Consider the following 26,293-nt stretch of genomic DNA (forward strand, 5'->3'; position numbering starts at 1 on the left):
CAGATCTCGCAGTTTTGTGCCACGCGGCGACAGGCCCGTAGCAGGTCTCATATGTAGGGAAAATGCGCGCGGGCCGCAATTGCGACACTTCGCGCGTCACGCTTTGATGAACTCGACTTTTCGTCGCAGGAACTGCGTCGCGCCGCGTGATACTTTATCGGGATCACCCGTGGTGAGGAATTTCGTCTCCTCCCCCTCACCCCGCATCGCGGGATGGCGGTCGAGATAGTCGGCCAGCGAGGCGGCCACGAGGTTGGCCTGCGAGAAGACTTTTACATCTGATCCCAGTGCTTCCTGAAACGCCTCTTCCATGATCGGGTAATGGGTGCAGCCCAAAATCGCCGCGTCGGGCGTGGGCATCTTGCGTTTGAGCGCATCGACGTGGGAGCGCACCAGTGCATCGGCGAGGATCATGTCACCCTCCTCGATGGCATCGACCACACCGCCGCAGGCCTGCGCCTCGACATCAACGCCAATCGCGCGGAAGGCCAGCTCTCGTTGGAAAGCGCGGCTGGCCACGGTCGCAGGAGTCGCAAAGAGCGCCACGTGTTTGGCGGCCACCTCGCGCGGCGGGGAGTTGTCACCCCATTGCCGCTCGGTCAGCGCCTCGATCAACGGCACAAAAACCCCTAGCACTCGCTTGTCGCGCGGAATCCAGCTTTCCTGCATACGGCGCAGGGCGGCGGCAGAGGCGGTGTTACAGGCGAGAATGACCAGATTGCAGCCCTCGTCCCACATTCGCTCCACGGCGGAAGTGGTGAGGTTGTAGATATCATCGGCATCGCGCACGCCATAGGGCGCGTGTGCGTTGTCGCCGAAGTAGACAAAGGGCACATCGGGCAGGCGTTTCATCGCCGCGTCCAGAACGGTCAAGCCTCCCAAACCACTGTCAAATACACCAACGGCCATATCAATATCGGTCCTTCAGACCCTTGCGCGGCGGGCGTCCGCCATGTTTCGCTTCAAACTCGAACCCGTGGTCAGTCGAGGCCAGCGGGGTCGGTGACAGTGCATATGTCTCATGCCGAAGAAAATCCATCATCTTTTTGGCATCCCCGCGATTACAATCAACAATATCGGCGAAAATGGGCCGGCCTCTCCCTGCATGTATCCACAGCAGGAACGCGGGCGTTTCTGCGACTGCATCATGTGTGATCGACAAAAAAATTTGTCATTTCGGTGGGTTGCCCCTTCGCGCCGGCGTCACAACCGCGTAAGGTAGCGCCGCGCGACGGCGATCCCCGCCGGTATGCCGAAGATACAGACGACGACACACCGACGAGACAAGGGCAGGAACAGACGATGGATTGGGATAAGCTGCGAATTTTCCACGCGGTTGCGGATGCGGGGTCTCTGACCCACGCGGGCGACACGCTGCACCTGAGCCAGTCGGCGGTCTCGCGCCAGATCCGTGCGCTGGAGGAAAGCCTCGGCACGACGCTGTTCCACCGCCACGCACGCGGGCTCATCCTGACCGAGCAAGGGGAGTTGCTTTTTGACGCCACCCGCTCGATGAACAAGCGCCTTGAAGCCGCCTCCGCGCGTATCCGCGACAGCGAGGAAGAGGTCTACGGCGAGTTGCGCGTGACCACGGCAACGGGCTTCGGTACGCTCTGGCTCGCGCCGCGCCTGCACCGCCTTTACGAGAAGTACCCCGAGTTGAAGATCGACCTGATGCTCGAAGAACGTGTACTTGACCTGCCGATGCGCGAAGCCGATGTGGCGATCCGCATGAAGGAACCGAGCCAGGCCGACCTTATCCGCAAGCGCCTGATGAACATCCGTATGCGCCTTTTCGCGACGCAGACCTATCTCGACGCCAACGGGATGCCCGAAACGATGGACGATCTCGCGTCCCATAGGCTGATCTGCCAGAACCCCAATTCGGCACAGGTCTCGGCGGGGGCACAGCTCATTTCGGAACTCACGGACCATTCGATCCGCTCGACGCTCTATGTGAACAACTATTTCGGCGTGCTTCAGGCCGTTCTGCACGATCTCGGCATCGGTGTTCTGCCCGACTATCTCACCGAGAGCGCCCCGAACCTCGTTCGTGTGCTGCCCGAGGTGGAGAGCGGCGAAGTGCCCGTGTTCCTCGCCTACCCCGAGGAATTGCGCCACTCCAAGCGCATCGCGGTGTTCCGCGACTTCATCACCGAAGAGATTTCCGAGCACCGCCGCGCGGTGCGTGACGGCGAGGCATAAGAGACCCGTCCACGGCCCCGCGCCCCACACGACACAGCCGCTCCAGCCCGTCTGGCCATCCCGCGATGCGTTGCTCGCGCGCAACATAGCTCTGCGCGCGCCAAGGCGCTAAACTCCACGCCCGTCACGAAATTCCTACAGCTATGCACTTTCTGCATAGCGGCATTGCGCCGCGGGGGCGGAAATTTCCTTGCACCGTTCACACTCCGCACCTAAATGCAGCATCGAACGCGCCAATTGAAGAAATTCGTGGCGTTTTCACCTCCCTGTTGGACTTGGGCCGAGCTTTTTGCTCGGCCTTTTTTTTGCACCTCCCTATATTCCCGCGATTCCCGTGCCTACTGCCCTGCCCTGTCTCGCTCCGCATGTCGTGCCATGTCGCATCGTGTGGCTTGCGGACCATTCGCGCCACCGCCCCACCAATCGACAATAGACGGGTTCTCCTTTCCGCACGGGGCCGCTTGCGCCTGTCCCTGCCCCGCTGCGCCCCCTTCCCTCCGCGCCGCGAATGGCCTAAGAGAGCGCCAAGATTAGCTGCTGCTCCGAGGGGACGTATATGACCGAGCCTGCCATCACCGAAGACCTGATCGCCGCACATGGGCTCAGCCCCGACGAATACGCCGAAATCCTGCGCATCATGAACCGCGAGCCGACCTTCGCCGAACTCGGCATTTTCTCGGCCATGTGGAACGAGCATTGCTCCTACAAATCGTCCAAGAAGCACCTGCGCGGTCTGCCGACATCCGGCCCTCAGGTCATCTGCGGCCCTGGCGAGAACGCGGGTGTGGTGGATATCGGCGACGGTCAGGCGGTGGTCTTCAAGATGGAAAGCCACAACCACCCCTCCTACATCGAGCCCTATCAGGGTGCGGCCACGGGCGTAGGCGGCATCCTGCGCGATGTGTTCACCATGGGCGCGCGTCCCATTGCAGCGATGAACTCGCTGTCCTTTGGCATCAAAGACCACCCCAAGACGCGCCAGCTGGTGCATGGTGTCGTTGAAGGCGTTGGTGGCTATGGCAACTGTTTCGGCGTGCCCACCGTGGGCGGCGAAGTGCGTTTCCATGAGGCCTATAATGGCAACTGCCTTGTGAACGCTTTCGCGGCGGGTCTGGCCGATGCCGACAAGATTTTCTACTCCGCCGCTTCGGGCGTCGGTATGCCCGTCGTCTATCTGGGCGCCAAGACAGGCCGTGACGGTGTGGGCGGCGCAACCATGGCCTCCGCCGAGTTTGACGACTCCATTGAGGACAAGCGCCCCACTGTTCAAGTGGGCGACCCCTTCACCGAGAAATGCCTGATGGAAGCCACGTTGGAGCTTATGGCCACGGGCGCGGTGATCTCCATTCAGGATATGGGAGCCGCGGGCCTGACCTGTTCTGCTGTGGAAATGGGCGATAAGGGCAAGCTGGGCATCCGCCTTGATCTCGAAAACGTCCCGCAGCGCGAAGAGAACATGACCGCCTACGAGATGATGCTCTCCGAGTCTCAGGAACGGATGCTCATGGTTCTCAAGCCCGAGAAAGAGGCCGAGGCCCGCGCCGTGTTCGAGAAGTGGGATCTGGACTTCGCCATCGTCGGCGAGACCCTGCAAGAGGACCGTTTCGTGATCATGCACAACGGTAAATGCATGGGCGACCTGCCGCTGTCCACGCTGGCCTCCTCCGCCCCTGAATACGACCGTCCGTGGGAGCCGACACCGCCCGCCGAGCCGATGGCCGACGTGCCGCAGATTGATCCCATCGACGGGCTGAAGGGGCTGATCTCCTCGCCAAACTACGCCTCCAAGGAATGGGTCTACACCCAATACGACACGCAGGTGATGGCCGATACCGTCCGCACACCTGGTCTTGGCGCGGGCGTCATCCGCGTGCATGACACGGGCAAGATGCTCGCCTTCACCTCCGACGTGACCCCCCGCTACGTCAAGGCAAACCCCGTTGAAGGCGGCAAGCAAGCCGTGGCCGAGGCCTACCGCAACCTGACCGCCGTGGGGGCCAAACCGCTCGCCACGACCGACAACCTCAACTTCGGCAATCCCGAAAAGCCCGAGATCATGGGCCAGTTCGTCGGTGCGCTCGACGGTATCGGACAAGCGGTTTCTTTCCTCGACATGCCCATCGTGTCGGGCAACGTCTCGCTCTATAATGAGAGCTACGGCGAAGGCATCCTGCCCACCCCCACCATCGGTGCGGTCGGCCTGATTGCCTCCGAGGACCAGTTGATCCACGGCACCGCACAAGTGGGCGATGTGGCGCTGCTCATTGGCGAAACGGAAGGCCACCTTGGCCAATCCGCACTTCTGGCCGAGGTTTTCAACCGCGAGGACGGAGACGCGCCGCGCGTCGATCTGGCCGCCGAGAAACGCAACGGCGACTTCATCCGCGACAATGGTCAATGGTTCAACGCCGTGACCGACCTCTCCGACGGCGGGCTTGCGCTTGCTGCCTTTGAGATGGCGGAGGAAGCGGGCGTGGGTGTGACGCTTGACGATAGCGACACCGCCGCGCTCTTTGGCGAGGATCAGGCCCGCTACCTCGTGGCCTGCACCTTCGACGCCGCAGAAGCTCTCATGGCCGCCGCCGCACAAGCGGGCGTGCCGATTGCCACCGTTGGCAAGTTCGGCGGCGACAGCGTCAAATTCGGCGGCTCCGAGGCCCCGCTTTCCGAGCTGTCCGCGATCTATCGCAACAGCTTCGCGGAAACCTTCGCCTAAAACCCCGAACACAACCAAAGCAGGAAGGCCCGCCACCCGCGCGGGCCTTTCCTTTTTGCCCCCGATGCGACACCCTGCGCCCATGACCACTCGTCCTGACATTCCCGCGCTTACCGCCGACTGCACCCAATGCGCCGCTTTGTGCTGTGTCGGGCTGACGCTGGACGAAGGGGAGCTTTACAGTTTCGACAAGCCCGCAGGCACGCCCTGCCCCAAACTGTCTGGCCACCTGTGCTCGGTTCACGACGATCTTGGCGAGATCGGCAACAAGGGGTGCATCCTGTTTGAGTGCGCGGGCGCGGGGCAGCGGGTGACGCAAGAGCGGTTCAACGGGGAAAGCTGGCGCGACGATCCCACGATTTTGCGTGCGATGATCAGCGATTTTGCCCGCCTCCTGCCACTGCACGAACGCATGGCGCAACTGGTTGAAGCTGGGACGCGGGATTTGCCCGACGACCTGGAGGCGGAACGCGCCGCGCTTCTGGCCCGTCACGCGCGGCTGTGGTCGGACAGCGAAACATTGCGCGCCAGATACGATGCCTTTCTGACCGCCCTTGCCGCGTTTGATGCGGATACGCCCTAACCCGCGCGCCGCGCCAAGGCACACGCCACTGTGCGCGCCGCAGCCCTTGCAGCTTTTCCGCCAGCAAACTACATCTGGTGTCAGACAAACATGCGCAGTTAACTCTCAAGGAGCGCCCTCAATATGGCCATCACGACCGCCGAGATCGAAAGCCTGATCCGTGCAGCCTTCCCAGACGCCCATATCGTCGTGCAAAGCGACGACGGCCATCATTTTGCCGCCGAAGTGGTGGACGAGAGTTTCCGAGGCAAAAACCGCGTGCAGCAGCAACGCGCCGTGAATGCCGCCGTGAAAGACAAGCTCGACAGCGGTGAATTGCACGCGCTGGCGCTCACCACCCGCGCCCCCGACTGACCCGCCCGCCCCGAAGGCTGACGCCCCACACGCACCATAAGGAACCCCCAAATGTCCGCTAAAGACACCATCCAGACCACCATCGATAGCAACGATGTCGTTCTCTTCATGAAGGGCACGAAGATGATGCCGCAATGTGGCTTCTCCTCGAAAGTCGCGGGCATCCTGAATTTCATGGGCATCGACTATGAGGACGTGAATGTTCTGGCCGATGACGAAATCCGTCAGGGGATCAAGGACTTCTCCGACTGGCCGACCATCCCGCAACTCTACGTCAAAGGCGAGTTCGTCGGCGGTTGTGACATTGTGATCGAGATGACGCTCTCGGGCGAGCTGGACGAGCTTTTCACCGACAAGGGTGTGAACTTCGACAAGGATAAAGCCGAACAGATCCGCGCGGCCAACGCCTGATCCGACGCGTCTATCGACAGATCAAACCACAAACGGCCGTCCTCATGGGGCGGCCGTTTTGCTTTAGCTGAATTGCTTTGTCGGGATTGCCTTGTCAGGGCTGTGCGGTGCAGCGGGTGTAAAGGTTCACTTCGTCGCCATCAGGTGCGTCGAGATGGGTGAGACGCGCCTCGTTCCCCTTCCCCCACCACTGGTAGCCCGTCCCGTCAGGCCGCTCCACATAGCGTGCGCCAGAGGCCGAGACCGCCTGACCAAGGCTCACAAGTCGCCCCTCGGCGCGCAGCACGGCCACGTCACCTGCATAGACCACATCCACCATTACCCCGCGTTCGCAGGTGTAGGTGATAACATCGGGCGCAACGGTGGTTTCCGGGGTCTGCGCGAAAAGGCCACTGGCGGCGGACGCCAGACAGCCCGCCAACAACGACACGCGCACAGCGTTACGCAGACTGGTCTTCACTGGACACCCCGACCCGCTCTTCAAGGGCGGAAGCCATCGCCTCTGTGCGCGCAGCCAGTTCGGCAAGCGTGTCGGTGACAGCCGTGGGCACGACGGGCACTTCGATCTGTTTGGGTTCGGGCTCGGGCCGTGCGCGCATCTCTTCGATCAGCGCCTCTTGCGCGCCCAGCTTGCTTTCCAGATCGCGCAACTTCTCTTCCATCCCTGCGGTCTTGTCGGCCAGCATCAGCCCCGACATGAGCAGCATCCGCGCCTCGGGCATCCGCCCGATCTGGCTTGAGAGGACGGAAGCCTCGTTGTCGAGAAGGGCTGCGGCGGAGGTGAGGAAATGCTCCTCGCCTTCCTGACAGGCCACCTCAAAGGAGCGGCCACCGATGTTGATTTTCACTTCTGGCATCTCACACCTCCGTTGAGGATTGCGGCAGGGCGGACTTCAGATCCGAAATCACCCCGTCCAGTTCGACCCGCGTGCTCGCACGGACAGTCTCCAGCGCCGTGACCTCGGCCTGCAACCCTTCGTTGATCAGATCGGGATCACTGACCCCTTTCGCATTGGCGTCACGCAGGGCGGCATTGTTGGCGCGTAGCGCATCATTGGCCGCGCGCAAGGAGCCAAGCGCACCTTCCAACTCGAAAATCTGGTTGCGCAGCGTCTCGACCTCGCCTTCGAGGGAGGCCACGTGAGAGTTCTGCTTGTCGTGGATGGCGCGGACGCGCTCTTCGAGTTGGGTCTTGCTGTCGCGTTCGGCCTCAAGCGCCTCGTTGAGACGCGCGACCTCGGCTTCCAACGCCTGCGGATCGATCCCGCCGACCACCTCTTTTTCCGCCTGCGCCGCACGCTCCTCGGCCATAGCTACGGCCCGACCGATGCGTTCCAGCGCCGCCGTGATCCGTGCCTCGTATTCGGAAATCTCGCTCATGCCAGTGTCCCACCCGTTATCATCGGTTTGATATTATCTATCATCGTTCTGTTTCGTTTGGCGAAAGTCCTGCGTCCATCGCCCCAATTACCAGTGCCTCATGCCACCTCACGCCTGTGCGCGCAGCGGTTTTGCGCGTGGTCTCGCGCTTTTCGCTTGCGACAGCCTCAAAAACGCGGGCTACGGCTTTGATTCGAGAGACTAACGCAAGGGCGCGCCATTACCAACAACTTGGGCGAAATTGCCGTTTTAACCGCGCCAGATCGCCACCCGCCCCCGTCTCAAGGCGCTTTCACGTCGCAGCGCCCTTAATTGCAAGCGTGGATTACTTGCACTTTATCCTCACACTGGTATCACCCTTCGGGAAGGCGCGCGGGGTAGGCCCGTGTGCACCGACGATCCAGATAGGAGACCCGCTCGTGGATATCGCCAAACTGCGCGAGGCGCACCCCGACCATTGGAAACGTGCCGCTGCGATCCGCACGCTCACCCTCGATGCCGTAGCTGAGGCAAACTCGGGCCACTCTGGGATGCCGATGGGTATGGCCGATGTGGCCACCGTTCTGTTCGAAAAGCACCTGAAGTTTGACGCCAGCGCGCCAACATGGCCCGACCGCGACCGCTTCATCCTGTCGGCAGGTCACGGTTCCATGCTGATCTACTCGCTGCTCTATCTGACGGGCTATGCCGAGATGCCGCTGGAGGCGATCAAGGACTTCCGCCAGATGGGTGCCGTGACTGCGGGCCATCCCGAGAATTTCCTGCTCGACGGGGTGGAGACCACCACGGGTCCGCTCGGACAGGGCATCGCCAACGCTGTCGGTTTCGCCATGGCCGAAGAGGCCCTGCGCGCGCGCTTCGGCAAGAAGCTGCAAGACCACTACACCTATTGTTTCGCGGGTGACGGCTGCCTGATGGAAGGCGTGAGCCACGAGGCCATCGCACTGGCAGGGCGTCAGAAGCTGGGCAAACTCGTCGTCTTCTGGGACAACAACAACATCACCATCGACGGCACCGTTGATATCTCCGACCGCACCAATCAGGTCCAGCGCTTCAAAGCGGCGGGCTGGCATGTGCAGGAAATCGACGGCCATGATCCCGAGCAGATCGACGCTGCCATCGCAGCCGCTAAGGCGACGAAGAAGCCCTCGATGATCGCCTGCAAAACGCATATCGCACTCGGCCACGCCAAGCAGGACACCTCCAAAGGCCACGGCGCGCTGACCGATGCCGAAGAGTTGAAAGCGGCGAAAGAAGCCTACGGCGCACCGCTGGGCGCATTCGAAGTGCCCGCCGATGTGAAGAAACAGTGGGAAGAGATCGGCTCCAAGGGCCGCGCAGACCGCGCCGCATGGGAGGCCCGTTTCGACGAGCAATCCGAGCGTCGTCAGGCTGAGTTCAACCGCGTCTTCGCGGGCGAAGCGCCCAAGAAGCTCTCTGCCGTGATCAAGGCACTCAAAAAGCAGATCTCCGAAGAGAAGCCTAAAATGGCCACCCGCGCCTCCTCGCAGGCCGTGCTGGAAGTCGTGAACCCCGTGATGCCTGAAACCTTCGGCGGCTCGGCGGACCTCACAGGCTCCAACAACACGCTGACCGAGGGGCTTGGCACCTTTGACGAGACCAACCGCAAGGGCCGTTACGTCTACTACGGCATCCGTGAACACGGCATGGCGGCGGCGATGAACGGGATTTCGCTGCACGGCGGCCTGCGTCCCTATGGCGGGACGTTCTTCTGCTTCACCGATTATGCGCGCCCCTCAATGCGCCTGTCGGCACTGATGAAAACGCCCGTGACCTATGTCATGACGCATGACTCCATCGGCCTTGGCGAAGACGGCCCGACGCACCAACCCGTCGAGCATCTCGCCATCTGCCGCGCAACGCCCAACACGTTGACCATCCGTCCCTGTGACACGGTGGAAACGGCCGAGGCGTGGGAAATCGCGCTCACGTCGCAATCGACGCCTTCGGTTCTCGTTCTGACCCGTCAGGGCCTGCCGACGCTGCGCACCGATCACAAGAACACCAACCTTGTCTCCAAGGGCGCCTATGTTCTGGCCGACAGCGAAGGCAAGCGTCAGGTCATCCTGATCGCCACCGGTTCCGAAGTGCATCTGGCCATGGAAGCCCGCGAGAAGCTGCAAGCCGAAGGCATCGGCACACGCGTTGTCTCCATGCCCTCCATGGAGCTTTTCGCAGAGCAGGACGAATCCTACCGCCGCAAGGTTCTGCCCGCTGGCCCCGTGCGTGTCGGCGTCGAGGCCGCAACCCGCGCAGGTGGCTGGGATCGCTGGCTTCTGGGCGAGCGTGGTCGTGAGAACAAACAAGCCTTTGTCGGCATGACCTCCTTCGGCGCGTCGGCACCTGCGGGCGAGTTGTTCGAGAAATACGGCATCACCACCGACAACGTGGTGGCACAGGCCAAGGCGCTTCTGGGCTAACCTGCCCACGCTTTAAAGACAGATGAAAAGGCCCGCCGCGTGCGGGCCTTTTTCTTTTTGTGATGGGTCTGCGCCCCTCACACACGCCGTGTTCGGCACCCTCCCCTATGTTTACGCTAACATGTTGGCGCTAAACGGGTTTTTCCGAAACGGGCGACCCCCTATACCCTCCGTTAACCGCACGCGACTCATGGCCCCGAGCCGCGTGAGTAGAGAGCAAACGGAGAGACGGACATGACAATCAAACTCGGGATCAACGGCTTTGGCCGTATCGGACGTTGTACGCTGGCCCATATCGCCGAGGCGGGGCTCAACGAGGTCGAGGTGGTCAAGATCAACGCCACTGGCCCCATCGAGACCAATGCCCACCTGCTCAAATACGATAGCGTTCATGGCCGCTTCGGCACGAAGGTCGCGGTCAACGGCGACACGATGGATCTGGGCCGCGGCCCGATCAAGGTGATGTCCACCTACGATCCCGAGGAGCTTGATTGGGAAGGCGTCGATGTCGTCCTCGAATGCACGGGGAAATTCAACGACGGGCAGAAGGCCAACACCCACCTGTCCCGAGGCGCACGCAAGGTTCTGATCTCCGCACCCGCCAAGAACGTGGACCGCACGGTCGTCTTCGGCGTCAACCACCGCGACCTGCGCGCAGACGAGCGGATGGTGTCGAACGGTTCCTGCACCACCAACTGCCTCGCCCCTCTGGCCAAGGTGCTCAATGACGCCATCGGCATCGAGAGCGGCATCATGACGACGATCCACAGCTATACGGGCGACCAACCCACCTTGGACCGCCGCCACAAGGATCTCTACCGCGCCCGCGCCGCTGCCATGGCGATGATCCCGACCTCTACAGGTGCTGCGAAAGCGCTCGGTGAAGTCCTGCCCGAACTCAACGGCAAGCTCGACGGAAGCGCCATGCGCGTCCCCACCCCCAATGTCTCTGCCGTGGACCTGACGTTCCAAGCGTCGAAAGACGTGACCGCGGCCGATGTGAACGAGATCGTGCGCGAGGCGGCGCAGGGCCATATGGGCGCGGTGCTGGGTTATGACGACGAACCCAAGGTCTCCATCGACTTCAACCACACCACGGAAAGCTCCATCTTCGCTCCCGACCAGACGAAGGTCGTAGGCCGCACCGTGCGGGTGCTGGCGTGGTATGACAACGAATGGGGCTTCTCGGCACGTATGGCCGATGTGGCCGCCGCTATGGGGCGCATGTAACGCCCCTGCCCCGATACCGCCCAAATGACATGCCAAAGGCCCGCACTATGCGGGCCTTTTTTTGTGGGAGAGACGAGCCACGGGCGAAAGCAAATGTGCGCAGATGTGATCTGCTCTTTCAATCGGGGCCAAGCTGCGCCATTCTCCGCGCGTCACGACAGGGGTTCTTGCCACACTATGACCAACCAAATCGCGCTCGGGCTCGGCCTGGTCATCTTTGCCGCTCTGGGGTTCGACGTCACCATGAATGACGGCGCGGGCACGCTTTTCCTCGCGCGGAAAGGACTGGAGTTGATCGAGTGGATAGCTTTTTGGCGATAACCCCGTGCCTTCGCGGTTGACCTTTTCGGCTCAATCGCGATGTTAGCGTTAACTCGACCGCCCCGCATGGGCGTGGTCGGACGAAGAAGGGTGACCCCTCCCCGTCGCCCTATGCCAATAGCGTCAAGGAGGTGCTGAAATGGCCGTAAAAGTCGCAATCAACGGATTTGGTCGGATCGGGCGCAACGTGTTGCGCGCGATTGTCGAGTCGGGTCGGACCGATATCGAAGTCGTCGCGATCAACGATCTGGGCCCTGTCGAAACCAACGCCCATCTGCTGCAATATGACAGCGTGCACGGACGTTTCCCCGTCGAGGTCAAACACACCGAGGACACGATCGACGCGGGTCGCGGCCCGATCAAAGTGACCGCCATCCGCAATCCCGAAGACCTGCCTTGGGGTGATGTGGACATCGCGCTCGAATGCACGGGTATCTTCACCGCGAAGGAAAAAGCCGCGCTGCACCTGAAAAACGGCTCCAAGCGGGTTCTGATCTCCGCTCCGGGCGCAGGCGCCGACAAGACGGTCGTCTTTGGCGTGAACGACAACGAGCTGACCGCCGACGACGTTATCGTGTCGAATGCGTCCTGCACCACAAACTGCCTCTCCCCCGTTGCCAAAGTGCTCAACGACGAGATCGGCATCGTGAAGGGCTTCATGACCACGATCCACTCCTACACGGGCGACCAGCCGACGCTGGACACCATGCACAAGGATCTCTACCGCGCCCGCGCGGCGGCCCTGTCCATGATCCCGACCTCCACAGGTGCGGCGAAGGCCGTGGGTCTGGTGCTGCCCGAACTCAACGGCAAACTCGACGGTGTATCGATCCGCGTTCCCACGCCGAACGTCTCCGTTGTCGATCTGACCTTTGAGGCCGCGCGCGACACCACCGTCGAAGAAGTAAACAACGTTATCCGCGCCGCCGCTGATGGCCCGCTCAAAGGCGTGCTGGGCTACACGGATGCGAAACTGGTGTCTTCCGACTTCAACCACGACCCGCATTCCTCGGTGTTCCACACCGATCAGACCAAGGTCATGGAAGGCACGATGGTGCGTATCCTGACGTGGTATGACAACGAATGGGGCTTCTCCAACCGCATGAGCGACACCGCTGTTGCCATGGGGAAATTCCTGTAAGCGACACACGGGATGCGCCCACGGGCGCACAGACCTCCGAGACGCCCCGCCGTTCCCAACGGCGGGGCGTTTGTTTTGCACGTCACTACGCAGAATGTACGCCCCTCCCCCCTTTAAACGTCACACAAGTCTGATATCTAAGAAAAAACCCTCCCGTCCTGTGAGCCCTGAATGCTGGATTTTTCCACTGTCCTTAGCGAGTTTATTACCCTGTGGGTCGTTATTGACCCGATCGGTACCCTTCCTCTGTTCATCGCCGCCACAGCGAGCCTCGGCGCAAAGGAGTCGCGACGGGTTGCCAAACGTGCCGTCCTGATCGCCTTTGTCATTTTGATCCTGTTCATTATCGGGGGGCAGGCCGTTCTCGAAGCGCTCGGCCTCGGCCTGCCATCCTTCCAGATCGCGGGCGGTCTGGTGCTGTTCCTTTTCGCGCTGACGATGATTTTCGGCGAAGGCAAACCGCATACGGAACAGCGCAGCCTCGAAGAAGGCAACATTTCCCGAAAAGAAATCACACGGCAAGTTGCGGTTTTTCCCCTCGCCATGCCCTCGATCGCCTCGCCTGGTGCGATGCTTGCCGTGGTGATGCTCACGGACAATGACCGTTTCTCGCTGGCTCACCAGGCCATGACGGCCACGATCATGGCGACGATCCTGTTGATCACTTTCGGCCTGTTGCTCGCGGCAACGCCGATTTTGCGCGTGTTGCGTGAAACGGGGGCGGCCATTGTGAGCCGCGTTATGGGCATGATCCTTGCCGCTGTCGCCGTGGACGCGGTGCTCAAGGGCTTTGTCTCTATCGGCGTCCTGCCCGCCTTCTGACGGAGCTACGGCACGTGTGGGGCAACGGCGCCACTGAGCGCCCGCCCCAAAGAGATGATGCTTTACGCGAATTTCGCTTTAAGCCGCGCTTCGACCTCGGGAGTGACGAATTTCGAGACGTCCCCGCCAAGCCGTGCAATCTCTTTCACCAGTTTCGAGGCAATCGCCTGATGGCGCGCGTCGGCCATGAGGAACACGGTCTCGATATTGCTGTCGAGGGCGCGGTTCATGCCGACCATCTGGTATTCATATTCGAAATCAGCCACAGCGCGCAGACCACGCACGATGATCGAGGCATTCACGTCACGCGCGCATTGAATGAGCAGGTTTTCAAAGGGATGGACGACAATCTCACAACCCGTCTCCTCCGATAGCCGCGCGGCAACAGCGCCGAGCATCTCGACCCGCTCCTCCAGCGAGAACAGCGGCCCCTTGCCCGAATTGATCGCCACCCCGATCACAAGGCGGTCGACCAGTGCACAGGCGCGACGGATGATGTCCGCGTGCCCTAATGTGACTGGATCGAAGGTTCCAGGGTAAAGTCCAATGCGCATCGCGGCCTCCTCTTTGATGACGGCACGCAACAATATTGCGCGAGTAGATGCAAGCCGAACCCGACAGCGCGATGCGATTTCCCGCGACTTTGGCGCATTTTCGGCGCAACACTAAGGCGCGGGCGCGGGTTAGTGACCCATGATCATGCCTTCGAGCGCGTCTTTCTCCATCGCCAACTCGTCCAGACGCGCCTTCACAACATCGCCGATGGAAACAAGGCCGACCATTTCGCCGCCGTCCATCACGGGCAGGTGGCGAAACCGTCCCTTGGTCATCATGTCGAGCACGTCGAGCGCGGAATGGTCCTTGCGGCAGGTAACGAGCTTCGAGGTCATCAACGCGTCCACCCTACTCTCAAGCACCTCTGGCCCCTCCCGCCCCAACTCGCGCACCACATCGCGTTCCGACAGGATACCCACAGGCTTGCCCGGTGCGCTTGCCACGACCAGAGCGCCAATGCGCTTCTCCGACAGGAGCGTCACGGCCTCCTTGATGGTCGCACTCGGTGCGATTGTGACGGTTTGAGATTGGGTCTTTGCCCCGAGGATTTGTCCAACGATCATGCGTATTCTCCCTGCATTTTGCGGGGCCGCCTTCCGCGCCGTTTCATTTGCGCCGATCACATCAGATCGGCCAAACTGGCGCGAACGAGGCCCGTTCTTGTCGCGGCACCTCGTTGCGTCTTGTTGCATTACGCTGTGCCGCGTCTCCTTCAAGCCACGGCGTGTCACCCCCTGTTGCGTCACGCCGTGCCGTGTCTCAATGTCTGATCCCGCAACACGCAGCAGTGCGGATCATTGACACCAGTCTCCCCTAACATCAGCGTCACCCGCGACACCCTCTCCTGTCAAGCGCGCAGCCCTCGTGGCGGCTCTAAAAGAGAGCCAAGCCACGAAAGGTCGGGCGCAGGTGGGGGAAACAAAATTTGCACGATTTCGACAAGCGGGGAGCCACGACGACACCGCGCCGCAAGAAACTTGTCCGAATCGAACATCGCGCCCAGCCGCACCTCGCCCCACCATGTCCTGCGGTGGTTCTGTGTCATTACGGACCATCTTGCGCAAAAATATTTTGCGCAGATTGCGACCCAACCCCTGCCCGCGCAGGCCGATTTTACGGCAATCTCGGGCGGAAGCTCATGCCCGCAACAGCGGGGCGCGGCAGTCGAGCGAAACGCCATCAGACACCGAATTCTCGGGAATATCCTTAAAATATTAGCTGTTTCTGCACTTTTTTCCGCCAATGTGACACAGGTCACAGACCGCAAATCCCCAATGACCTATATTTCCCCCGACAATCGCAAAGGAGATGAAGGTCATGTTTAAGAAAAATGTCGGAAGCCTCGATCGCATTCTACGGATCGTTCTGGGAGTTGCACTTCTCGCAGGCTTTGTAATTAATGGAGCAAGTGGTTATGGATGGCTCTATCTCATCGGAATCGTCCCGCTCGCCACGGGGCTGATGTCGAGCTGCCCGCTCTATTCCCTCTTCGGGATGAGCACGTGCCCGATGAAAAAGGATTGACCCCACGGGGTCTACGGCTTCCGGTTCTGCAGTGACCGCTCGGAACCGGACGGAGGTCCCTCTCATTCCGCTTCTGAGAGGGACCTCAACGCCACCTTATCGGTCAGTCGCACAGTGCCGCGTCCCGTTTCCACCCATCCCCGCCGCTGGAATTCCTGCAACTGCCGCGAGATAACCTCGCGCGCGGTGCCCAGTTCGGCGGCAAGTTGCGCATGGGTGGCGTGAAGCGTGTCGCTCTCTCCTGCCAGCTGCACCAGTTTCTGCGCAAGACGGATATCGACCTTCTGAAAGGCGATCTCCTCAATCACGTGGAAAAGGTCGGTGATGCGGCGCGAATAGGCGGAGAAGACAAAATTGCGGAAATCCAGAGATTTGGCCACCAGATCGTCAAAGACGCGGCGCGGAATCGCGGCGGCCTCGACATCCGTTTCCGCAATTCCCTCGGCGGAATAATCCTCGTAGGCCAGAAGGCAAGCCGTGGTCATCACACAGCTTTCCCCTGCATGGACACGATAGAGCACGATCTCGCGCCCGCCTTCAGTGGTCTGTTGCACCCGAACCGTGCCGTTGAGCAGCAAAAGCAGGTTTTCAGGGCGCTTTCCCGGACCGAAGAGAACCGTATTCGCGGGCAGGTTCACAACCTGACTTTGCGACACAATGCGCTCGCGCAGGCGCGGCTCAAGGCGTGACAGCCCTTCAAAGCGGTCGATCCAGTTCATCGGTATTTCCCTCGTATGAGCTTCGTCAAACGCCCCGTGCTGGCCGCGAGGGCGTCCGAGTGTTCTAGAAGCTCACGGCGCTTTCGACAATCTCGGTCAGCAAATCTTCGACAGGTTGCATCGAGCCGTCGGGGTAGTCGGGGAAACCGATGGTCACTTTGCCCTCACGATCGGTGACGTAGATGGAATAGGGGCAGTAGACGATATTGTCGGGATCGGCCTCCATGACCTGACGCGAGATCGTGGCCGAGCAGAACAGGAAGACATCCGCGGCATCAAAAAGCACCACGTCGGAGCCGACATCGGCGCGCGTGCGCTCCAGCATCTCGCCCGTGTGGCTGCGGTGGTCGATCACCAACCCCTTGGAAATGATCGCATCCTCAAGCGCAAAAGTCGCGTCATCGAAGCTGCCGTCATAATCAAAGGTGATTGCGGCATCATTGGCGTGTGCGCTTGCGGCGGAGAGCGCCAGCGCGGCACAGGTAATGGCGAAACGTGTCATGATATTCCTCCCTGTTCCCAATAGAGTAACACAGAAAAAGGGCAGCCCCTAGTGCTGCCCTTCATGTTGGTGTCGGCTGGATCGCGTTATTGCGAGACCGATTTGAGATATTCGATCACCGCCGCGATATCGTCGTCTTTCTTCAGACCCGCAAAGGACATCTTGGTCTTCTTATAGACGCCCTTCGGCTTGGCGAGGAATTCGGCAAGATGCGCCTCGTCCCAGACCACGCCTTCCTCATGGGCAGCCTCGAAGTCCTTCGAGTAGCGGAAGTCTTCGATATGGGCCACGGGGGCACCATAGACACCGTTGAGGATCGGGCCCGTGCGGTTCTTCGCGCCATCGCCCACTTGGTGACAGGCTTTGCACTTCTTGAAGACCTTCTCACCAGCCGCAGCCAGATCGGCGTCAAAACCGGCAGCGGGTTCTTCGGCAGGCGCTTCGGCGGCGGGTTCCACGGCGGCGGCAACCTCCTCGGCGGGAGCCTCTTCCGCAGGCGTTTCCTCAGCGGCAGCCTCCGCCGCGGCGTCCAGTTCGGGCGTCACGTCGAGAACAGCGGCGCGTTTGGTGATCTCCACGTTTTCCTTGCAGTTCTCGTAGCACGCCTCGCCCCAGAAATGGGCCTCCGCCGTTTCGCGATCATCAACGATGAAGCCACCCGCATTGGGCATTTCCACATCGAGGAAGTTCTCATTCGACAGGACGAAATCATCCTCAACGAGATAGTTGGAGTAGAGGATATAGGCCGTGATCGCATAAACATCATCGTCGGACATGGTCTGCGCCGCGCCGAAGGGCATGGAACGCCGCACGTAGTCGTAAACGGTCGAGAGATAGGGCCAGTAGGAACCGACGGTTTTGAGCGGATCCTTGTCGGCCAGCGATCCCTCGCCGCCCGCCAGTTTTGGCCAGTTTCCCGACCCTTCAGCGAACTCGCCGTGGCAGGAGGCGCAGTTTTCGGAGAAGATCATCTCCCCGTCCTCGACCGAGCCCGAGCCAACAGGCAAGCCCTGCCCTTCGGGACCGATATCGAGATCCCACGCGGCGATCTCTTCGGGCAATGCCTCACGGCCAAGGCCGAAGGTCTCGGCAAATGCGGGGGTAGCGAGGGTTGCGACCAGTGCCGCCGCGCTCACGAATTTAGGACACTTCGACATTCTCTGCCTCCCCGTCTTCCTTGACCCACCAGGTCTGGATACAGTTGTTGTGATAGACCGAGTTCTCACCCCGCACCTCGCGCAGTTGCGCCTTGGTCGGTTGGACGTAGCCCGTTTCGTCATGGGCGCGGCTTTGCAGGAGCATCTCCGAGCCGTCCCAGTTCATGTCGAAGTAGAAGCGGGTCAGCGCCTTGTCCTCACCTGCATTGGCCAGACGCGCCTTGGACCACGACTTGCCGCCATCAATGGAGACATCGACGCCCGTGATCTTGCCGCGTCCCGACCATGCCAGTCCCGTCACCACAAGCGGCCCTGTGCCGTGGGTGATCGGGCGTTGCGGGCTGGGCGAGGTGATAACGGATTTCGCATCCATCACCCATGTCCATTTGCGGCTCGTGCCATCGGCCAGCGTGTCGGTGTATTTCGACGTTTCTTCGCGACTCTCAATGGGATGGTCGGTGACTTCGATCCGACGCAGCCACTTGACCCACATGTTGCCTTCCCAGCCTGGCACAACAAGGCGGACGGGGTAGCCATGCTCCATACGCAGCGCCTCACCGTTGGCCTTGAAGGCCACCAGCACATCGTCGAGCGCCTTTTCCATCGGGATGGAGCGGCCGTTGGAGGAGGCATCCGCGCCCTCCACGTAAACCCATTTGTCGGCCAGATCGCCCGCCGCATCCAGCCCCGCCTCTTCCAGAAGCGTGCGCAGCGGGACGCCCGAATATTCCATGTTGTGGATCATGCCGTGGGTGAACTGCGAGCCGTTAAGCTGCGCGCCCGCCCATTCCATGCCCGTGTTCGCCGCGCATTCGCAGAAATAGACACGGTTTTCGCGTGGGAAGCGTTCGAGATCCTCGTAGGAAAAGACCAGCGGACGATCCACCAGCCCGTTGATCATCAGGCGGTAGTCCTCCTTGCGCAGTTCGATCGCGCCCGAGTGGTGCCGCTCAAAGGCACAGCCCTGCGGGGTGATCGTGCCGTCAAGCGCATGGATCGGCGTGAAGTTGATCGACGAAATCGGATCGGCGGTGAGCCAAGGCACATTGCGGCGGATCACGTCGGCTTCGTATTTGATCGGCAGACCATAGGGCGTCGCGTCCACGGGATCGCCCGTGTAGATCGCCCAGTCCTGTGGCTCGGTGATAAGCGGATCGGGACCGTCAGCGGCGGCCTTGCCTGCTGCGAGGCCAACGCCCGTGGCCGCTGCCCCGCGCAGGAACGCACGGCGGTTGGGACCAGTGCCTCGGGAGCCCGCGCCCTTGGAGGATGTCTTGGGGGTGTCACTCATGGAATGTGTCTCCCTGATTGAATGCTGTCATTCACATAAGTGAATGAAATGCCTGTAAAAATACCCGCGCGACTGCTTGGCCGCGCGGGCGGAAGGATTAGCCGCCGATAACCTCGACGGAGGTATTGGGCGCGACCGTGACCGTGCCCTTGGCGCGGATGTGATCCTCGACCACATCCCAGATTTGCGGCCCCTCTGTGCCCTCGTTGACCGAGGCCCAGCCCGCGACGTTGTAGGTCTTGGCGGGATCGAGCGGCTCGCCCGTCTTGAGCAGCGTGAGGTTGGAAATCCGCGACCCCTGCGGCTTGGTAACGTCGATGCGGTAGCCTAGACCGCCCATACGCACCATGTCGCCGCCCTGCTGGTAATAGGGATCGGGGTTGAAGAGGTTGTCAGCCACGTCCTCCATCACCGTATGGATGAACTCGCCCGTCATCTCGGTGCGGTAAGCCTTTCCATAGGTCATCGAGGTTGCGTTCCAGATGTCCTCGCGGGTGATGTCATCACCAGGCAGGAGGCTCGGGCCCCAACGAACACCTGGCGACATGGCGATATCCGCCTCGCGCTGTTCCATCAGCGCCTCGCAGATCAGATCATCCCACGTCCCGTTGAAGTTGCCGCGACGATAGAGAAGGCTGTCGGTCTGGCCGATCACCTCCGTCATGGCGTCGAGATAGGGCGCGCGTTGTTCGTCGATCACTTTCGTCACGGCTGCGTCAGGTTCGATCACATCGGAGAAGATCGGGATCAACTTGTGGCGGAAGCCCAGCATACGCCCGTCACGCACGTCGAGATCGACGCGGGAGACGAACTTGCCGTTGGAACCAGAGGCGATGAGGATTGTCTCCCCTACCAGCACAGGCTCGGGCAGTGCATCATGGGTGTGACCCGTCAGGATCACGTCGATGCCCTTGACCATCGCGGCCATCTGCTTGTCCACGTCGAAACCGTTGTGCGAAAGCAGAACCACCAGTTCCGCGCCCTGCCCTTTCACCTCGTCCACGACCTCCTGCATCCGCTCGGTGCGGATACCGAAGGAGTATTCGGGGAACATCCAACCGGGATTAGCAATCGGCATATAGGGGAAGGCCTGACCGATCACGGCGATTTTCACCCCGCCGCGCTCGAACATCTTGTAGGGCGCGAAATCCTCGGCGGGTTCGTCCCATTCGGCGTCGAATATATTGGCACCAAGGGCGGCGAAGGGAAGATCCTGCACCACCTCGCGGACACGATCCGAGCCCAGCGTGAACTCCCAGTGGAAGGTCATCGCATCGGGTTTGAGCGCATTCATCACGTTGACCATATCCTGCCCCTCGGTGTGGTAGCAGGTGTAGGAGCCATGCCATGTGTCGCCGCCGTCGAGCAGAAGCGCATCAGGGCGGTCGGCGCGGATCGCGTTGATCACGGTGGAGACACGATCCAGACCGCCGACCTTGCCATAGGCCTTCGCAAGCGACGAGAAATCGCCCGAGGACAAGGCGTAATGGGAGGGAGAGCCGTCCTCGATGCCATAGAGCTTGCGGAAGTCCGCCCCTGTGACATGGGGCACCTGCCCCCTGTTCTCGCCAACACCAAGGTTGATCGAGGGTTCGCGGAAGTAGATCGGTTTAAGCTGCGCATGGATGTCCGTGACGTGGATCAGGGAGACATTGCCGAAGGTATCAAACTCCAGCAATTGATCCTGCGTGAGGGACTGTTGCGCGGCCAGTTTGGCCCAGTTGCCAAAGCCCGAAGCCCCCACGAGAGCGGAGGCGGCCATGGAGACCTGAAGGAAGTCGCGGCGGGAGATCATGCACATGGCTCCATCTTGTTGTCGCGCATGGGCGGGAGGAAATGGGAAGGACACCCATGCGCGAAATTGAATGTATTAGCGAAAAGAAAACCCCACCGCTCGCATGAGAGCCGCGGGGCTTTCGTTGGATTTAGTTACGGACCGAGGGGCCCTCGACCGAGAGGCCATTGCCGCGCGATGCGACATAGAGCTCAAGGGCGACAAACTCGGGCGAACCGGCGCTGAAGGTCTCGGCGCGGGTGTCGCGGATACAGCCCTTGAAGCGCGAATGGCTGCCGTTCAGCTTCGCGTTCTTGAGGCGGTAGGTCGGGAACCCGTTGATCTGACCTTGGCTGAGGTGGTCGGCGCGGATCATGTTGCCGTAGTTGTCCTCGTGGCAGTTGGCACAGGCCAGCTCCAGTTGACCGTAACGGGTGTAATACATCTCCTTGCCCTGCTCCCACGTTGCCTGTGCGGGACCATCGATGGCCACGTTCACGGGCATACCACGGGAAACCGAAGCGAGGAGGGCTTCGAAGTTCAGCATCTTCGCGCTGTCATACTTCTCTGGCTCCGCCCCCATGCGGTCGGTCAGACAATCGTTGATCTGCATCTGGATGGTGTAGACCTTTTCGGCTTCGTCGTTCCACTTGGGATATGTGGGGCGCACTTCCTTGAGGCTTTCGGGGCCGTCATGGCAATCGGCGCAGGACTTGCCTTCGCTGCCCATGGCGGTCTCGAATTGCGCACGACCCTCTTCCGCACCCAACATGCCAGGGTTGTCGAAGTCGTCCATCTGCATCTCTTGCGTATCATCGGAGCGGAAGCGCCATCCCGACAGAACCTCGTCGAGCGTATCGGCCAGATGCGCAGGTGCCGCGGTCTTGGTGACGATCTCGATCTCTTCGTTGATCACCAGCTCGGCATCCTCGTCCGCGACGGCAGGCGCCGCGAACGCGAGGGCCGTCAGTGCGGCCACAGTGCTGAATGTATTGATTTTCATGCGTTTCTCCTCCCTGAGCGCGTCGCGCGCGCTTACCCGATTTCGATCGGTTTTGCCGTCTCGTAAACCGAACCGTCGTCGTCATACCAAGTGAATTTGAACTCACCGGCCTCGGGAACGGTTGCATCGAATTCCACATACGGGTTGGTCGAAATCGCAGGTTCGAGCGTGACGTCGATGACGCTCTCGCCGTTGAACTCGCAGGTGAAGCGGTTGATGATCGAGCGCGGGATAACGTTGCCGTCACCGTCCTTGCGCTGACCCGATTCCATAGGGTGCGAAATCAGGGTTTTGATCGTGATGGTCTCGCCAGCAGCAGCCGACTTGGGGACCTTAACGCGGGGTTTGACACCAGATGCCATATTCTTTGTCTCCTCTAGAAGTCGGTTGAGTGGTTAGCCGCCGCAGCCGCCAATGGTCACTTTGACAGTGGCTGCGGTTTTGACGAAAGAGCCGTCGGCCATTTTGGCCACTGCAACCACGTCTTGCGTCCCTGCAAGGCGGATGCGGGTGGAGGCGGCTTGCGATCCAGCCAGAGGGCCGAAGTTGAAGGTCGCCACAGCAGGCGTCGGATTTCCGGTGGCCAGCACCATGACCGACACCGCACCAGGCGCGTCGATGCCAATCGGCACCGTGTTACCGTTCTCGGCGATCTCGGGGGCAGTCAGGGTGACACCACCCTCGCCGACCTCGGCACCACCCGTGAAGGCGGCGATAGCCTCGTCAGCGGCGGCAAAAGCGCGGAACGGAAGCAGCGAAGCCGCCGTCGCACCAAGACCGAGCGCCAGAGCGTCACGTCGTGTGAGTTTCATAGGATACTCCTCAGTTTCGTTTGCACGGACCGATCAGTCGTCGGTCAGGGTCATAAGGTAGGCAACAACGTCCTCGACCTGCTGGGCCGTAAGGATCGGCGGCAGATCGGCGGGTGCCGCTTTGCCCGTATAGGCGTCGCCAGGACGGATAAAGCCATCAACCTTGTAGAAAGCAGGCATGATCGTGCCGTCGAAGGTCATCTTGGCATTGGTGACGATGCCGCGAAGCTCCGCCTCGCTCCAACGCGATCCAGCCCCGTCAAGCCACGGGCCGACTTCGCCGTGGAACGGGATTTCCTCGTAGGCATCTGCTGCGTGACAGGATACGCAATTGCCAAAGCTCTTGCTCGTGACAATCTTGTAGCCCTCTTCGGCGTTTCCGGGAGTGCCAGTCAAGGACATCGCAACCGCGCCATCCTCGAATTTCACGTCCGTGGGCGCGACCTCGGCGTGGGCCGCGCTGACCGAAAGGCCCATAGCGACCAGTGTCGTAAGAATGCGTTTCATGTCTCCTCCCTAAGACTTTTCACACACCGTTTCCGGCGTCTTGTTATTGCTGAATACCGTAGCGCACGGAATCATCAAGGCGCAAGAACAAATTCAAAAAACGGAATTTTGCGATATTATCTATCGCGTGCGCCAGAGGCGATCCCTTGCCCCTCCCCGTCATCCGTCAATTGCCAGTTTCCCTGCCTCCTGCTGGATAGCGACCTGACGCGCATGGTATTTCTGGAACGGCTCGTCGCTGTCGTAGCCGTGATCAAGCACCCATTGCATCATATTGTATGTGGTCATGCGCCCGAATGCGCCCGGAACGGAGGAGACTGCGGCCTGTGTCGCGGTCACGCCCTCAGGCACCTCTTCGGGGAAGTAGAGATTCGTCGGCGTGAACAGCACACCCCATTTCGACACCATGTCCTTCTCCGACAGGGTCTCCCCGTCGAAATCGGTCACTTCGATGTCGCCGAACATGTTGATCTGCACAACGAAGTAGTTGTCTTCGATCATCTTGGTGATCTCCGGATCTGGATAGACCTCCTCGTGCATCTTGGTGCAGTAGATACAGCCGCGCTGCTCGATCATCACCATCAGGCGCTTGCCTTCCGCATTGGCCTCTTCGAGATCTTCGCGCAGATCCTTGAACGTGTCGCGCATCCACGGTGTCTTATGCAGACCGTCATCGCCCAACTCGGCCGCCATGGCAGGGGCGGCAAGGGCTGCGAACGCCAGTGTAAATACAGTTCCGACAAAGCTGCGACGTGCGATTTTCAACATTCTCAAAGGCTCCCGTTTGACCCGATTTTCGTAAAGGCGGGGAAGGTTTCCAACATCCACGCGGCGATCATGTTGACCGAATTGGTCACGATCAGGATCGCAAACAGGATCAGAAAAATCCCCATGAATTTCTCGACCTTCGGCAGATGGCGGCGAAAGCGCGACACGAAGGTGAGGAAAGGCTTGATAAAGACCGCCGAGATAACAAAGGGCAAGGTCATACCGACCCCGAACACCAGCATCAGTGCCAGCCCGCGCATCGCCGTATCTTCGACGGAGGCGGTAAAGACAACCGCCGTGAGGATGCCACCGACGCAGGGCGTCCACCCTGCAGCAAAGGCCAGACCCACAAGGTAGGCGGACCAGACATTCATCTTCGTCACATCGCCCGCGCCCATCTGGAACTGGCGATTGAGGAAGCCGATTTTCAGCACTCCGAGGAAATGCAGCCCCATGACAAAGACGATAGCGGCTGCCACGATGCGGAACACATCCTGATAGGCGCGGAACATCTGCGACAGGGAAAAGGCCGCCGCGCCGAGCAACACAAAGACCGTTATGATTCCCAGCGAGAACATCACCGATGCCGCGACCGCACGCTTGCGCACGCCCGGAGCCAGTTGGCCATCCGCGGAAATTTCCCCCATCGACGCGCCCGCCATGTAGGACAGGTAAAATGGCACAATCGGCAGGATACAGGGCGAGAAAAACACCACCAATCCTCCGAGAAATGCCGAAATGAAAGTGACGTCGAGCATTGAATTTCCCCCCTTGGCCTCCCATGTCGCATCCGGTGCCCATGGGTGTGGCGCGCCCTCGGACGCATCGCGCTCCTCAACGCTGTGCGGCGCCCTACGGCAGTTATTGTTTTGCGGTCCACCGCACTGTCATGCGGATCGCCGCGCTTGTCTCATCTACATATTCAAACTAGAATATGTAAAACGCGCCCGTCAATCTCTATGCCTGCGCACCCCTTGTGACGGGGCCGCGCGAGAGAGGCGGATCTGATCAACGAACGGAGCCTCGATGCCCCTGTCCCGCCTTCTCACCGCAGCCACCTTCGCGCTCGCCGCGACCGCCGCTACTTTTACTCCTGCCGCCCGCGCCGACAACCTGATCATGGTTGAGCAGGACGGCTGTGCCTATTGCGCGCGCTGGAATGCCGAGATCGCACCGATCTACCCCAAAACGCCCGAAGGGGCCTTCGCGCCCCTGCGCCGCATCGATCTGCGCGGCGAGCGGCCCGACGACCTGTCTTTTGAGACAGCCCTCGTGGTGACGCCGACCTTTGTGCTTGTGGATGACGACGGAGCCGAGCGCGCGCGGATCGAGGGCTATGGCGGCGACGAATTGTTCTGGGCCATGCTCACGGTGGTGCTGCGCGATCACAGTGACTTTGACGTCAGCACCGCCGCCGCGACCATAAGCCATGAGGCCCGTGACGAGCCCCATGACGAGGCCGAAGAGGCCACCAACTAGGCGCGCGTACCGATGCAAGCGCCACATTTCGGGAGGAGACAGACATGAGCAACCGCATCACATCCGCACTCAAAGGCATGGCGATTGCCGCCACCTGCGCCGCAACGCTTGCCCCGACTCTCGCCACCCCCGCCGTGGCGCAAGACGACGACGGGGCCTTCGTCACCTTTCAGGTTCTCAAACCCGAAGTTGCGCTGGCTGCGGCCACCGCCGCGCTCGAATACTGCCGCGACAACGGCTATCAGGTCGGCGTCATGGTTGTAGACCGTTTCGGCCTACCACAAGCCTACCTGCGCGACCGATATGCGGGTCTCCACGTCTTCGAGACCGCACGGCGCAAGGCATGGACAGCGGTGTCTTTCCGCACCGATACGCTCTCTCTGGGCGAGACCACCGCGCCAGATGGAATGATGGCGGGAATACGTGATCTTACCGAGCCACTTGCGCTCGGTGGTGGCCTTGTGATTGAGGCGGCAGGCTCTATAGTAGCCGGCATTGGCGTGTCGGGTGCTCCCGGCCCTGATATCGACGCGGAATGCGCCGAGGCAGGAATAGACGCCATTATGGACGAGATAGCCTTTTGATGGACAGACGCGTG

At 60.9% G+C, this 26,293-nt stretch carries 31 protein-coding genes; 13 read left to right on the top strand and 18 right to left on the bottom strand.

The window, feature by feature from the left end:
• Positions 1-96: 96 nt before the first annotated feature.
• Both murI and ACN0SC_RS00940 read right to left on the bottom strand, forming a co-directional pair.
• On the bottom strand, positions 97-909 hold the full coding sequence (murI, locus tag ACN0SC_RS00935; protein ID WP_417247787.1) for a glutamate racemase: 813 nt from the start codon (positions 907-909) through the stop codon (positions 97-99).
• 1 nt (position 910) lies between these two features.
• Positions 911-1,042, bottom strand: a complete 132-nt coding sequence (locus tag ACN0SC_RS00940; protein WP_417247788.1) for a hypothetical protein — start codon at positions 1,040-1,042, stop codon at positions 911-913.
• A gap of 260 nt (positions 1,043-1,302) precedes the next feature.
• On the opposite strand from ACN0SC_RS00940, the gene ACN0SC_RS00945 reads away from it, so the two are divergent.
• The 5 genes from ACN0SC_RS00945 (at position 1,303) to grxD (ending at position 6,269) form a co-directional block, all read left to right on the top strand.
• A complete protein-coding gene (locus tag ACN0SC_RS00945; protein WP_417247789.1) occupies positions 1,303-2,205 on the top strand; it encodes a LysR family transcriptional regulator in 903 nt (300 codons plus the stop codon).
• Positions 2,206-2,761: 556 nt separating this feature from the next.
• Positions 2,762-4,921: a phosphoribosylformylglycinamidine synthase subunit PurL gene (gene purL / locus ACN0SC_RS00950; RefSeq protein WP_417247790.1), complete on the top strand. Its 2,160-nt coding sequence runs from the start codon at positions 2,762-2,764 to the stop codon at positions 4,919-4,921.
• An 82-nt stretch (positions 4,922-5,003) separates the two neighbouring features.
• Positions 5,004-5,504: a hypothetical protein gene (locus tag ACN0SC_RS00955; protein WP_417247791.1), complete on the top strand. Its 501-nt coding sequence runs from the start codon at positions 5,004-5,006 to the stop codon at positions 5,502-5,504.
• A gap of 123 nt (positions 5,505-5,627) precedes the next feature.
• Positions 5,628-5,858, top strand: coding sequence for a BolA family protein (locus ACN0SC_RS00960; protein WP_417247792.1), 231 nt, complete (start codon positions 5,628-5,630; stop codon positions 5,856-5,858).
• Between the two features lie 51 nt (positions 5,859-5,909).
• Complete coding sequence (gene grxD, locus ACN0SC_RS00965) at positions 5,910-6,269, top strand: Grx4 family monothiol glutaredoxin (RefSeq protein WP_417247793.1); 360 nt, start codon at positions 5,910-5,912, stop codon at positions 6,267-6,269.
• 94 nt (positions 6,270-6,363) lie between these two features.
• On the opposite strand, the gene ACN0SC_RS00970 is transcribed toward grxD, so the two are convergent.
• From ACN0SC_RS00970 to ACN0SC_RS00980, 3 genes are read right to left on the bottom strand one after another with little or no spacing between them, the layout of a single operon-like run.
• Positions 6,364-6,729, bottom strand: coding sequence for an MliC family protein (locus tag ACN0SC_RS00970; protein WP_417247794.1), 366 nt, complete (start codon positions 6,727-6,729; stop codon positions 6,364-6,366).
• On the bottom strand, positions 6,710-7,126 hold the full coding sequence (locus tag ACN0SC_RS00975; RefSeq protein WP_417247795.1) for a cell division protein ZapA: 417 nt from the start codon (positions 7,124-7,126) through the stop codon (positions 6,710-6,712). The genes ACN0SC_RS00970 and ACN0SC_RS00975 overlap by 20 nt, the downstream gene beginning before the upstream one ends.
• A gap of 1 nt (position 7,127) precedes the next feature.
• Positions 7,128-7,649: a hypothetical protein gene (locus ACN0SC_RS00980; RefSeq protein WP_417247796.1), complete on the bottom strand. Its 522-nt coding sequence runs from the start codon at positions 7,647-7,649 to the stop codon at positions 7,128-7,130.
• 419 nt (positions 7,650-8,068) lie between these two features.
• Here ACN0SC_RS00980 and tkt point away from each other — a divergent pair, with 419 nt between their 5' ends.
• From tkt to ACN0SC_RS01005, 5 genes are all read left to right on the top strand, one after another.
• Entirely contained in the window at positions 8,069-10,090 is a 2,022-nt protein-coding gene (gene tkt, locus ACN0SC_RS00985) for a transketolase (protein WP_417247797.1), read from the top strand.
• A gap of 234 nt (positions 10,091-10,324) precedes the next feature.
• Positions 10,325-11,320: a type I glyceraldehyde-3-phosphate dehydrogenase gene (gap, locus tag ACN0SC_RS00990; protein WP_417247798.1), complete on the top strand. Its 996-nt coding sequence runs from the start codon at positions 10,325-10,327 to the stop codon at positions 11,318-11,320.
• 177 nt (positions 11,321-11,497) lie between these two features.
• The gene (locus tag ACN0SC_RS00995; protein ID WP_417247799.1) at positions 11,498-11,641 is read left to right on the top strand and encodes a hypothetical protein; all 144 of its coding nucleotides are present in this window, start codon (positions 11,498-11,500) and stop codon (positions 11,639-11,641) included.
• Positions 11,642-11,780: 139 nt separating this feature from the next.
• Complete coding sequence (gene gap, locus ACN0SC_RS01000; protein WP_417247800.1) at positions 11,781-12,782, top strand: type I glyceraldehyde-3-phosphate dehydrogenase; 1,002 nt, start codon at positions 11,781-11,783, stop codon at positions 12,780-12,782.
• A 171-nt stretch (positions 12,783-12,953) separates the two neighbouring features.
• Entirely contained in the window at positions 12,954-13,604 is a 651-nt protein-coding gene (locus ACN0SC_RS01005) for a MarC family protein (protein ID WP_417247801.1), read from the top strand.
• Positions 13,605-13,666: 62 nt separating this feature from the next.
• Here the strand turns inward: ACN0SC_RS01005 and coaD are convergent, their stop codons facing one another.
• A complete protein-coding gene (gene coaD, locus ACN0SC_RS01010) occupies positions 13,667-14,158 on the bottom strand; it encodes a pantetheine-phosphate adenylyltransferase (protein WP_417247802.1) in 492 nt (163 codons plus the stop codon).
• A gap of 129 nt (positions 14,159-14,287) precedes the next feature.
• Positions 14,288-14,722: a CBS domain-containing protein gene (locus ACN0SC_RS01015; protein WP_417247803.1), complete on the bottom strand. Its 435-nt coding sequence runs from the start codon at positions 14,720-14,722 to the stop codon at positions 14,288-14,290.
• A gap of 754 nt (positions 14,723-15,476) precedes the next feature.
• Here ACN0SC_RS01015 and ACN0SC_RS01020 point away from each other — a divergent pair.
• Entirely contained in the window at positions 15,477-15,683 is a 207-nt protein-coding gene (locus tag ACN0SC_RS01020) for a DUF2892 domain-containing protein (protein WP_417247804.1), read from the top strand.
• A 62-nt stretch (positions 15,684-15,745) separates the two neighbouring features.
• Here ACN0SC_RS01020 and ACN0SC_RS01025 read toward each other — a convergent pair whose 3' ends face one another.
• From ACN0SC_RS01025 to ACN0SC_RS01075, 11 genes are all read right to left on the bottom strand, one after another.
• Positions 15,746-16,402 carry a Crp/Fnr family transcriptional regulator gene (locus tag ACN0SC_RS01025; RefSeq protein ID WP_417247805.1) on the bottom strand — a complete coding sequence of 219 codons (657 nt, stop codon included), beginning with the start codon at positions 16,400-16,402 and terminating at the stop codon, positions 15,746-15,748.
• 64 nt (positions 16,403-16,466) lie between these two features.
• Positions 16,467-16,904, bottom strand: coding sequence for a DUF302 domain-containing protein (locus ACN0SC_RS01030; RefSeq protein ID WP_417247806.1), 438 nt, complete (start codon positions 16,902-16,904; stop codon positions 16,467-16,469).
• A gap of 86 nt (positions 16,905-16,990) precedes the next feature.
• Positions 16,991-18,061, bottom strand: a complete 1,071-nt coding sequence (locus ACN0SC_RS01035; RefSeq protein ID WP_417247807.1) for a c-type cytochrome — start codon at positions 18,059-18,061, stop codon at positions 16,991-16,993.
• On the bottom strand, positions 18,045-19,352 hold the full coding sequence (soxC, locus tag ACN0SC_RS01040) for a sulfite dehydrogenase (protein ID WP_417247808.1): 1,308 nt from the start codon (positions 19,350-19,352) through the stop codon (positions 18,045-18,047). The genes ACN0SC_RS01035 and soxC overlap by 17 nt, the downstream gene beginning before the upstream one ends.
• 97 nt (positions 19,353-19,449) lie before the next feature.
• Positions 19,450-21,147 (bottom strand): thiosulfohydrolase SoxB, encoded by a 1,698-nt coding sequence (gene soxB / locus ACN0SC_RS01045; RefSeq protein ID WP_417247809.1) that lies wholly within the window; start codon positions 21,145-21,147, stop codon positions 19,450-19,452.
• A gap of 130 nt (positions 21,148-21,277) precedes the next feature.
• Positions 21,278-22,129, bottom strand: a complete 852-nt coding sequence (gene soxA, locus ACN0SC_RS01050; protein WP_417247810.1) for a sulfur oxidation c-type cytochrome SoxA — start codon at positions 22,127-22,129, stop codon at positions 21,278-21,280.
• Positions 22,130-22,161: 32 nt separating this feature from the next.
• Positions 22,162-22,491, bottom strand: a complete 330-nt coding sequence (gene soxZ / locus ACN0SC_RS01055) for a thiosulfate oxidation carrier complex protein SoxZ (RefSeq protein WP_417247811.1) — start codon at positions 22,489-22,491, stop codon at positions 22,162-22,164.
• Positions 22,492-22,524: 33 nt separating this feature from the next.
• Positions 22,525-22,941, bottom strand: coding sequence for a thiosulfate oxidation carrier protein SoxY (gene soxY, locus ACN0SC_RS01060; protein ID WP_417247812.1), 417 nt, complete (start codon positions 22,939-22,941; stop codon positions 22,525-22,527).
• A 33-nt stretch (positions 22,942-22,974) separates the two neighbouring features.
• Positions 22,975-23,448: a sulfur oxidation c-type cytochrome SoxX gene (gene soxX / locus ACN0SC_RS01065; protein WP_417247813.1), complete on the bottom strand. Its 474-nt coding sequence runs from the start codon at positions 23,446-23,448 to the stop codon at positions 22,975-22,977.
• A gap of 159 nt (positions 23,449-23,607) precedes the next feature.
• Positions 23,608-24,216: a thioredoxin family protein gene (locus ACN0SC_RS01070; RefSeq protein ID WP_417247814.1), complete on the bottom strand. Its 609-nt coding sequence runs from the start codon at positions 24,214-24,216 to the stop codon at positions 23,608-23,610.
• Between the two features lie 2 nt (positions 24,217-24,218).
• Complete coding sequence (locus tag ACN0SC_RS01075; protein WP_417247815.1) at positions 24,219-24,974, bottom strand: cytochrome c biogenesis CcdA family protein; 756 nt, start codon at positions 24,972-24,974, stop codon at positions 24,219-24,221.
• A gap of 268 nt (positions 24,975-25,242) precedes the next feature.
• Here ACN0SC_RS01075 and ACN0SC_RS01080 point away from each other — a divergent pair, with 268 nt between their 5' ends.
• Positions 25,243-25,695, top strand: coding sequence for a hypothetical protein (locus ACN0SC_RS01080; RefSeq protein WP_417247816.1), 453 nt, complete (start codon positions 25,243-25,245; stop codon positions 25,693-25,695).
• Positions 25,696-25,739: 44 nt separating this feature from the next.
• Positions 25,740-26,279: a GlcG/HbpS family heme-binding protein gene (locus tag ACN0SC_RS01085; protein ID WP_417247817.1), complete on the top strand. Its 540-nt coding sequence runs from the start codon at positions 25,740-25,742 to the stop codon at positions 26,277-26,279.
• The last annotated feature ends 14 nt before the right edge of the window (positions 26,280-26,293 follow it).

The organism is Celeribacter sp. (assembly GCF_048261515.1).
In the GTDB taxonomy this organism is placed as follows: Bacteria; Pseudomonadota; Alphaproteobacteria; order Rhodobacterales; family Rhodobacteraceae; genus Celeribacter.

What these genes read in the sequence shown, in the direction of transcription:
- ACN0SC_RS01085 (WP_417247817.1), top strand. Translation starts at nt 25,740, where the DNA reads ATGAGCAACCGCATCACATCCGCACTCAAAGGCATGGCGATTGCCGCC.
- ACN0SC_RS01030 (WP_417247806.1), bottom strand. Translation starts at nt 16,904, where the DNA reads ATGACACGTTTCGCCATTACCTGTGCCGCGCTGGCGCTCTCCGCCGCA.
- ACN0SC_RS01070 (WP_417247814.1), bottom strand. Translation starts at nt 24,216, where the DNA reads ATGTTGAAAATCGCACGTCGCAGCTTTGTCGGAACTGTATTTACACTG.
- ACN0SC_RS00940 (WP_417247788.1), bottom strand. Translation starts at nt 1,042, where the DNA reads ATGATGGATTTTCTTCGGCATGAGACATATGCACTGTCACCGACCCCG.
- soxZ (WP_417247811.1), bottom strand. Translation starts at nt 22,491, where the DNA reads ATGGCATCTGGTGTCAAACCCCGCGTTAAGGTCCCCAAGTCGGCTGCT.
- ACN0SC_RS00995 (WP_417247799.1), top strand. Translation starts at nt 11,498, where the DNA reads ATGACCAACCAAATCGCGCTCGGGCTCGGCCTGGTCATCTTTGCCGCT.
- ACN0SC_RS00975 (WP_417247795.1), bottom strand. Translation starts at nt 7,126, where the DNA reads ATGCCAGAAGTGAAAATCAACATCGGTGGCCGCTCCTTTGAGGTGGCC.
- ACN0SC_RS01080 (WP_417247816.1), top strand. Translation starts at nt 25,243, where the DNA reads ATGCCCCTGTCCCGCCTTCTCACCGCAGCCACCTTCGCGCTCGCCGCG.
- ACN0SC_RS00980 (WP_417247796.1), bottom strand. Translation starts at nt 7,649, where the DNA reads ATGAGCGAGATTTCCGAATACGAGGCACGGATCACGGCGGCGCTGGAA.
- soxX (WP_417247813.1), bottom strand. Translation starts at nt 23,448, where the DNA reads ATGAAACGCATTCTTACGACACTGGTCGCTATGGGCCTTTCGGTCAGC.
- ACN0SC_RS01025 (WP_417247805.1), bottom strand. Translation starts at nt 16,402, where the DNA reads ATGAACTGGATCGACCGCTTTGAAGGGCTGTCACGCCTTGAGCCGCGC.
- ACN0SC_RS00945 (WP_417247789.1), top strand. Translation starts at nt 1,303, where the DNA reads ATGGATTGGGATAAGCTGCGAATTTTCCACGCGGTTGCGGATGCGGGG.
- ACN0SC_RS00955 (WP_417247791.1), top strand. Translation starts at nt 5,004, where the DNA reads ATGACCACTCGTCCTGACATTCCCGCGCTTACCGCCGACTGCACCCAA.
- grxD (WP_417247793.1), top strand. Translation starts at nt 5,910, where the DNA reads ATGTCCGCTAAAGACACCATCCAGACCACCATCGATAGCAACGATGTC.
- ACN0SC_RS01015 (WP_417247803.1), bottom strand. Translation starts at nt 14,722, where the DNA reads ATGATCGTTGGACAAATCCTCGGGGCAAAGACCCAATCTCAAACCGTC.
- murI (WP_417247787.1), bottom strand. Translation starts at nt 909, where the DNA reads ATGGCCGTTGGTGTATTTGACAGTGGTTTGGGAGGCTTGACCGTTCTG.
- soxC (WP_417247808.1), bottom strand. Translation starts at nt 19,352, where the DNA reads ATGAGTGACACCCCCAAGACATCCTCCAAGGGCGCGGGCTCCCGAGGC.
- gap (WP_417247800.1), top strand. Translation starts at nt 11,781, where the DNA reads ATGGCCGTAAAAGTCGCAATCAACGGATTTGGTCGGATCGGGCGCAAC.
- coaD (WP_417247802.1), bottom strand. Translation starts at nt 14,158, where the DNA reads ATGCGCATTGGACTTTACCCTGGAACCTTCGATCCAGTCACATTAGGG.
- ACN0SC_RS00960 (WP_417247792.1), top strand. Translation starts at nt 5,628, where the DNA reads ATGGCCATCACGACCGCCGAGATCGAAAGCCTGATCCGTGCAGCCTTC.
- ACN0SC_RS01075 (WP_417247815.1), bottom strand. Translation starts at nt 24,974, where the DNA reads ATGCTCGACGTCACTTTCATTTCGGCATTTCTCGGAGGATTGGTGGTG.
- soxB (WP_417247809.1), bottom strand. Translation starts at nt 21,147, where the DNA reads ATGATCTCCCGCCGCGACTTCCTTCAGGTCTCCATGGCCGCCTCCGCT.
- purL (WP_417247790.1), top strand. Translation starts at nt 2,762, where the DNA reads ATGACCGAGCCTGCCATCACCGAAGACCTGATCGCCGCACATGGGCTC.
- ACN0SC_RS01020 (WP_417247804.1), top strand. Translation starts at nt 15,477, where the DNA reads ATGTTTAAGAAAAATGTCGGAAGCCTCGATCGCATTCTACGGATCGTT.
- soxY (WP_417247812.1), bottom strand. Translation starts at nt 22,941, where the DNA reads ATGAAACTCACACGACGTGACGCTCTGGCGCTCGGTCTTGGTGCGACG.
- gap (WP_417247798.1), top strand. Translation starts at nt 10,325, where the DNA reads ATGACAATCAAACTCGGGATCAACGGCTTTGGCCGTATCGGACGTTGT.
- soxA (WP_417247810.1), bottom strand. Translation starts at nt 22,129, where the DNA reads ATGAAAATCAATACATTCAGCACTGTGGCCGCACTGACGGCCCTCGCG.
- ACN0SC_RS01035 (WP_417247807.1), bottom strand. Translation starts at nt 18,061, where the DNA reads ATGTCGAAGTGTCCTAAATTCGTGAGCGCGGCGGCACTGGTCGCAACC.
- ACN0SC_RS01005 (WP_417247801.1), top strand. Translation starts at nt 12,954, where the DNA reads ATGCTGGATTTTTCCACTGTCCTTAGCGAGTTTATTACCCTGTGGGTC.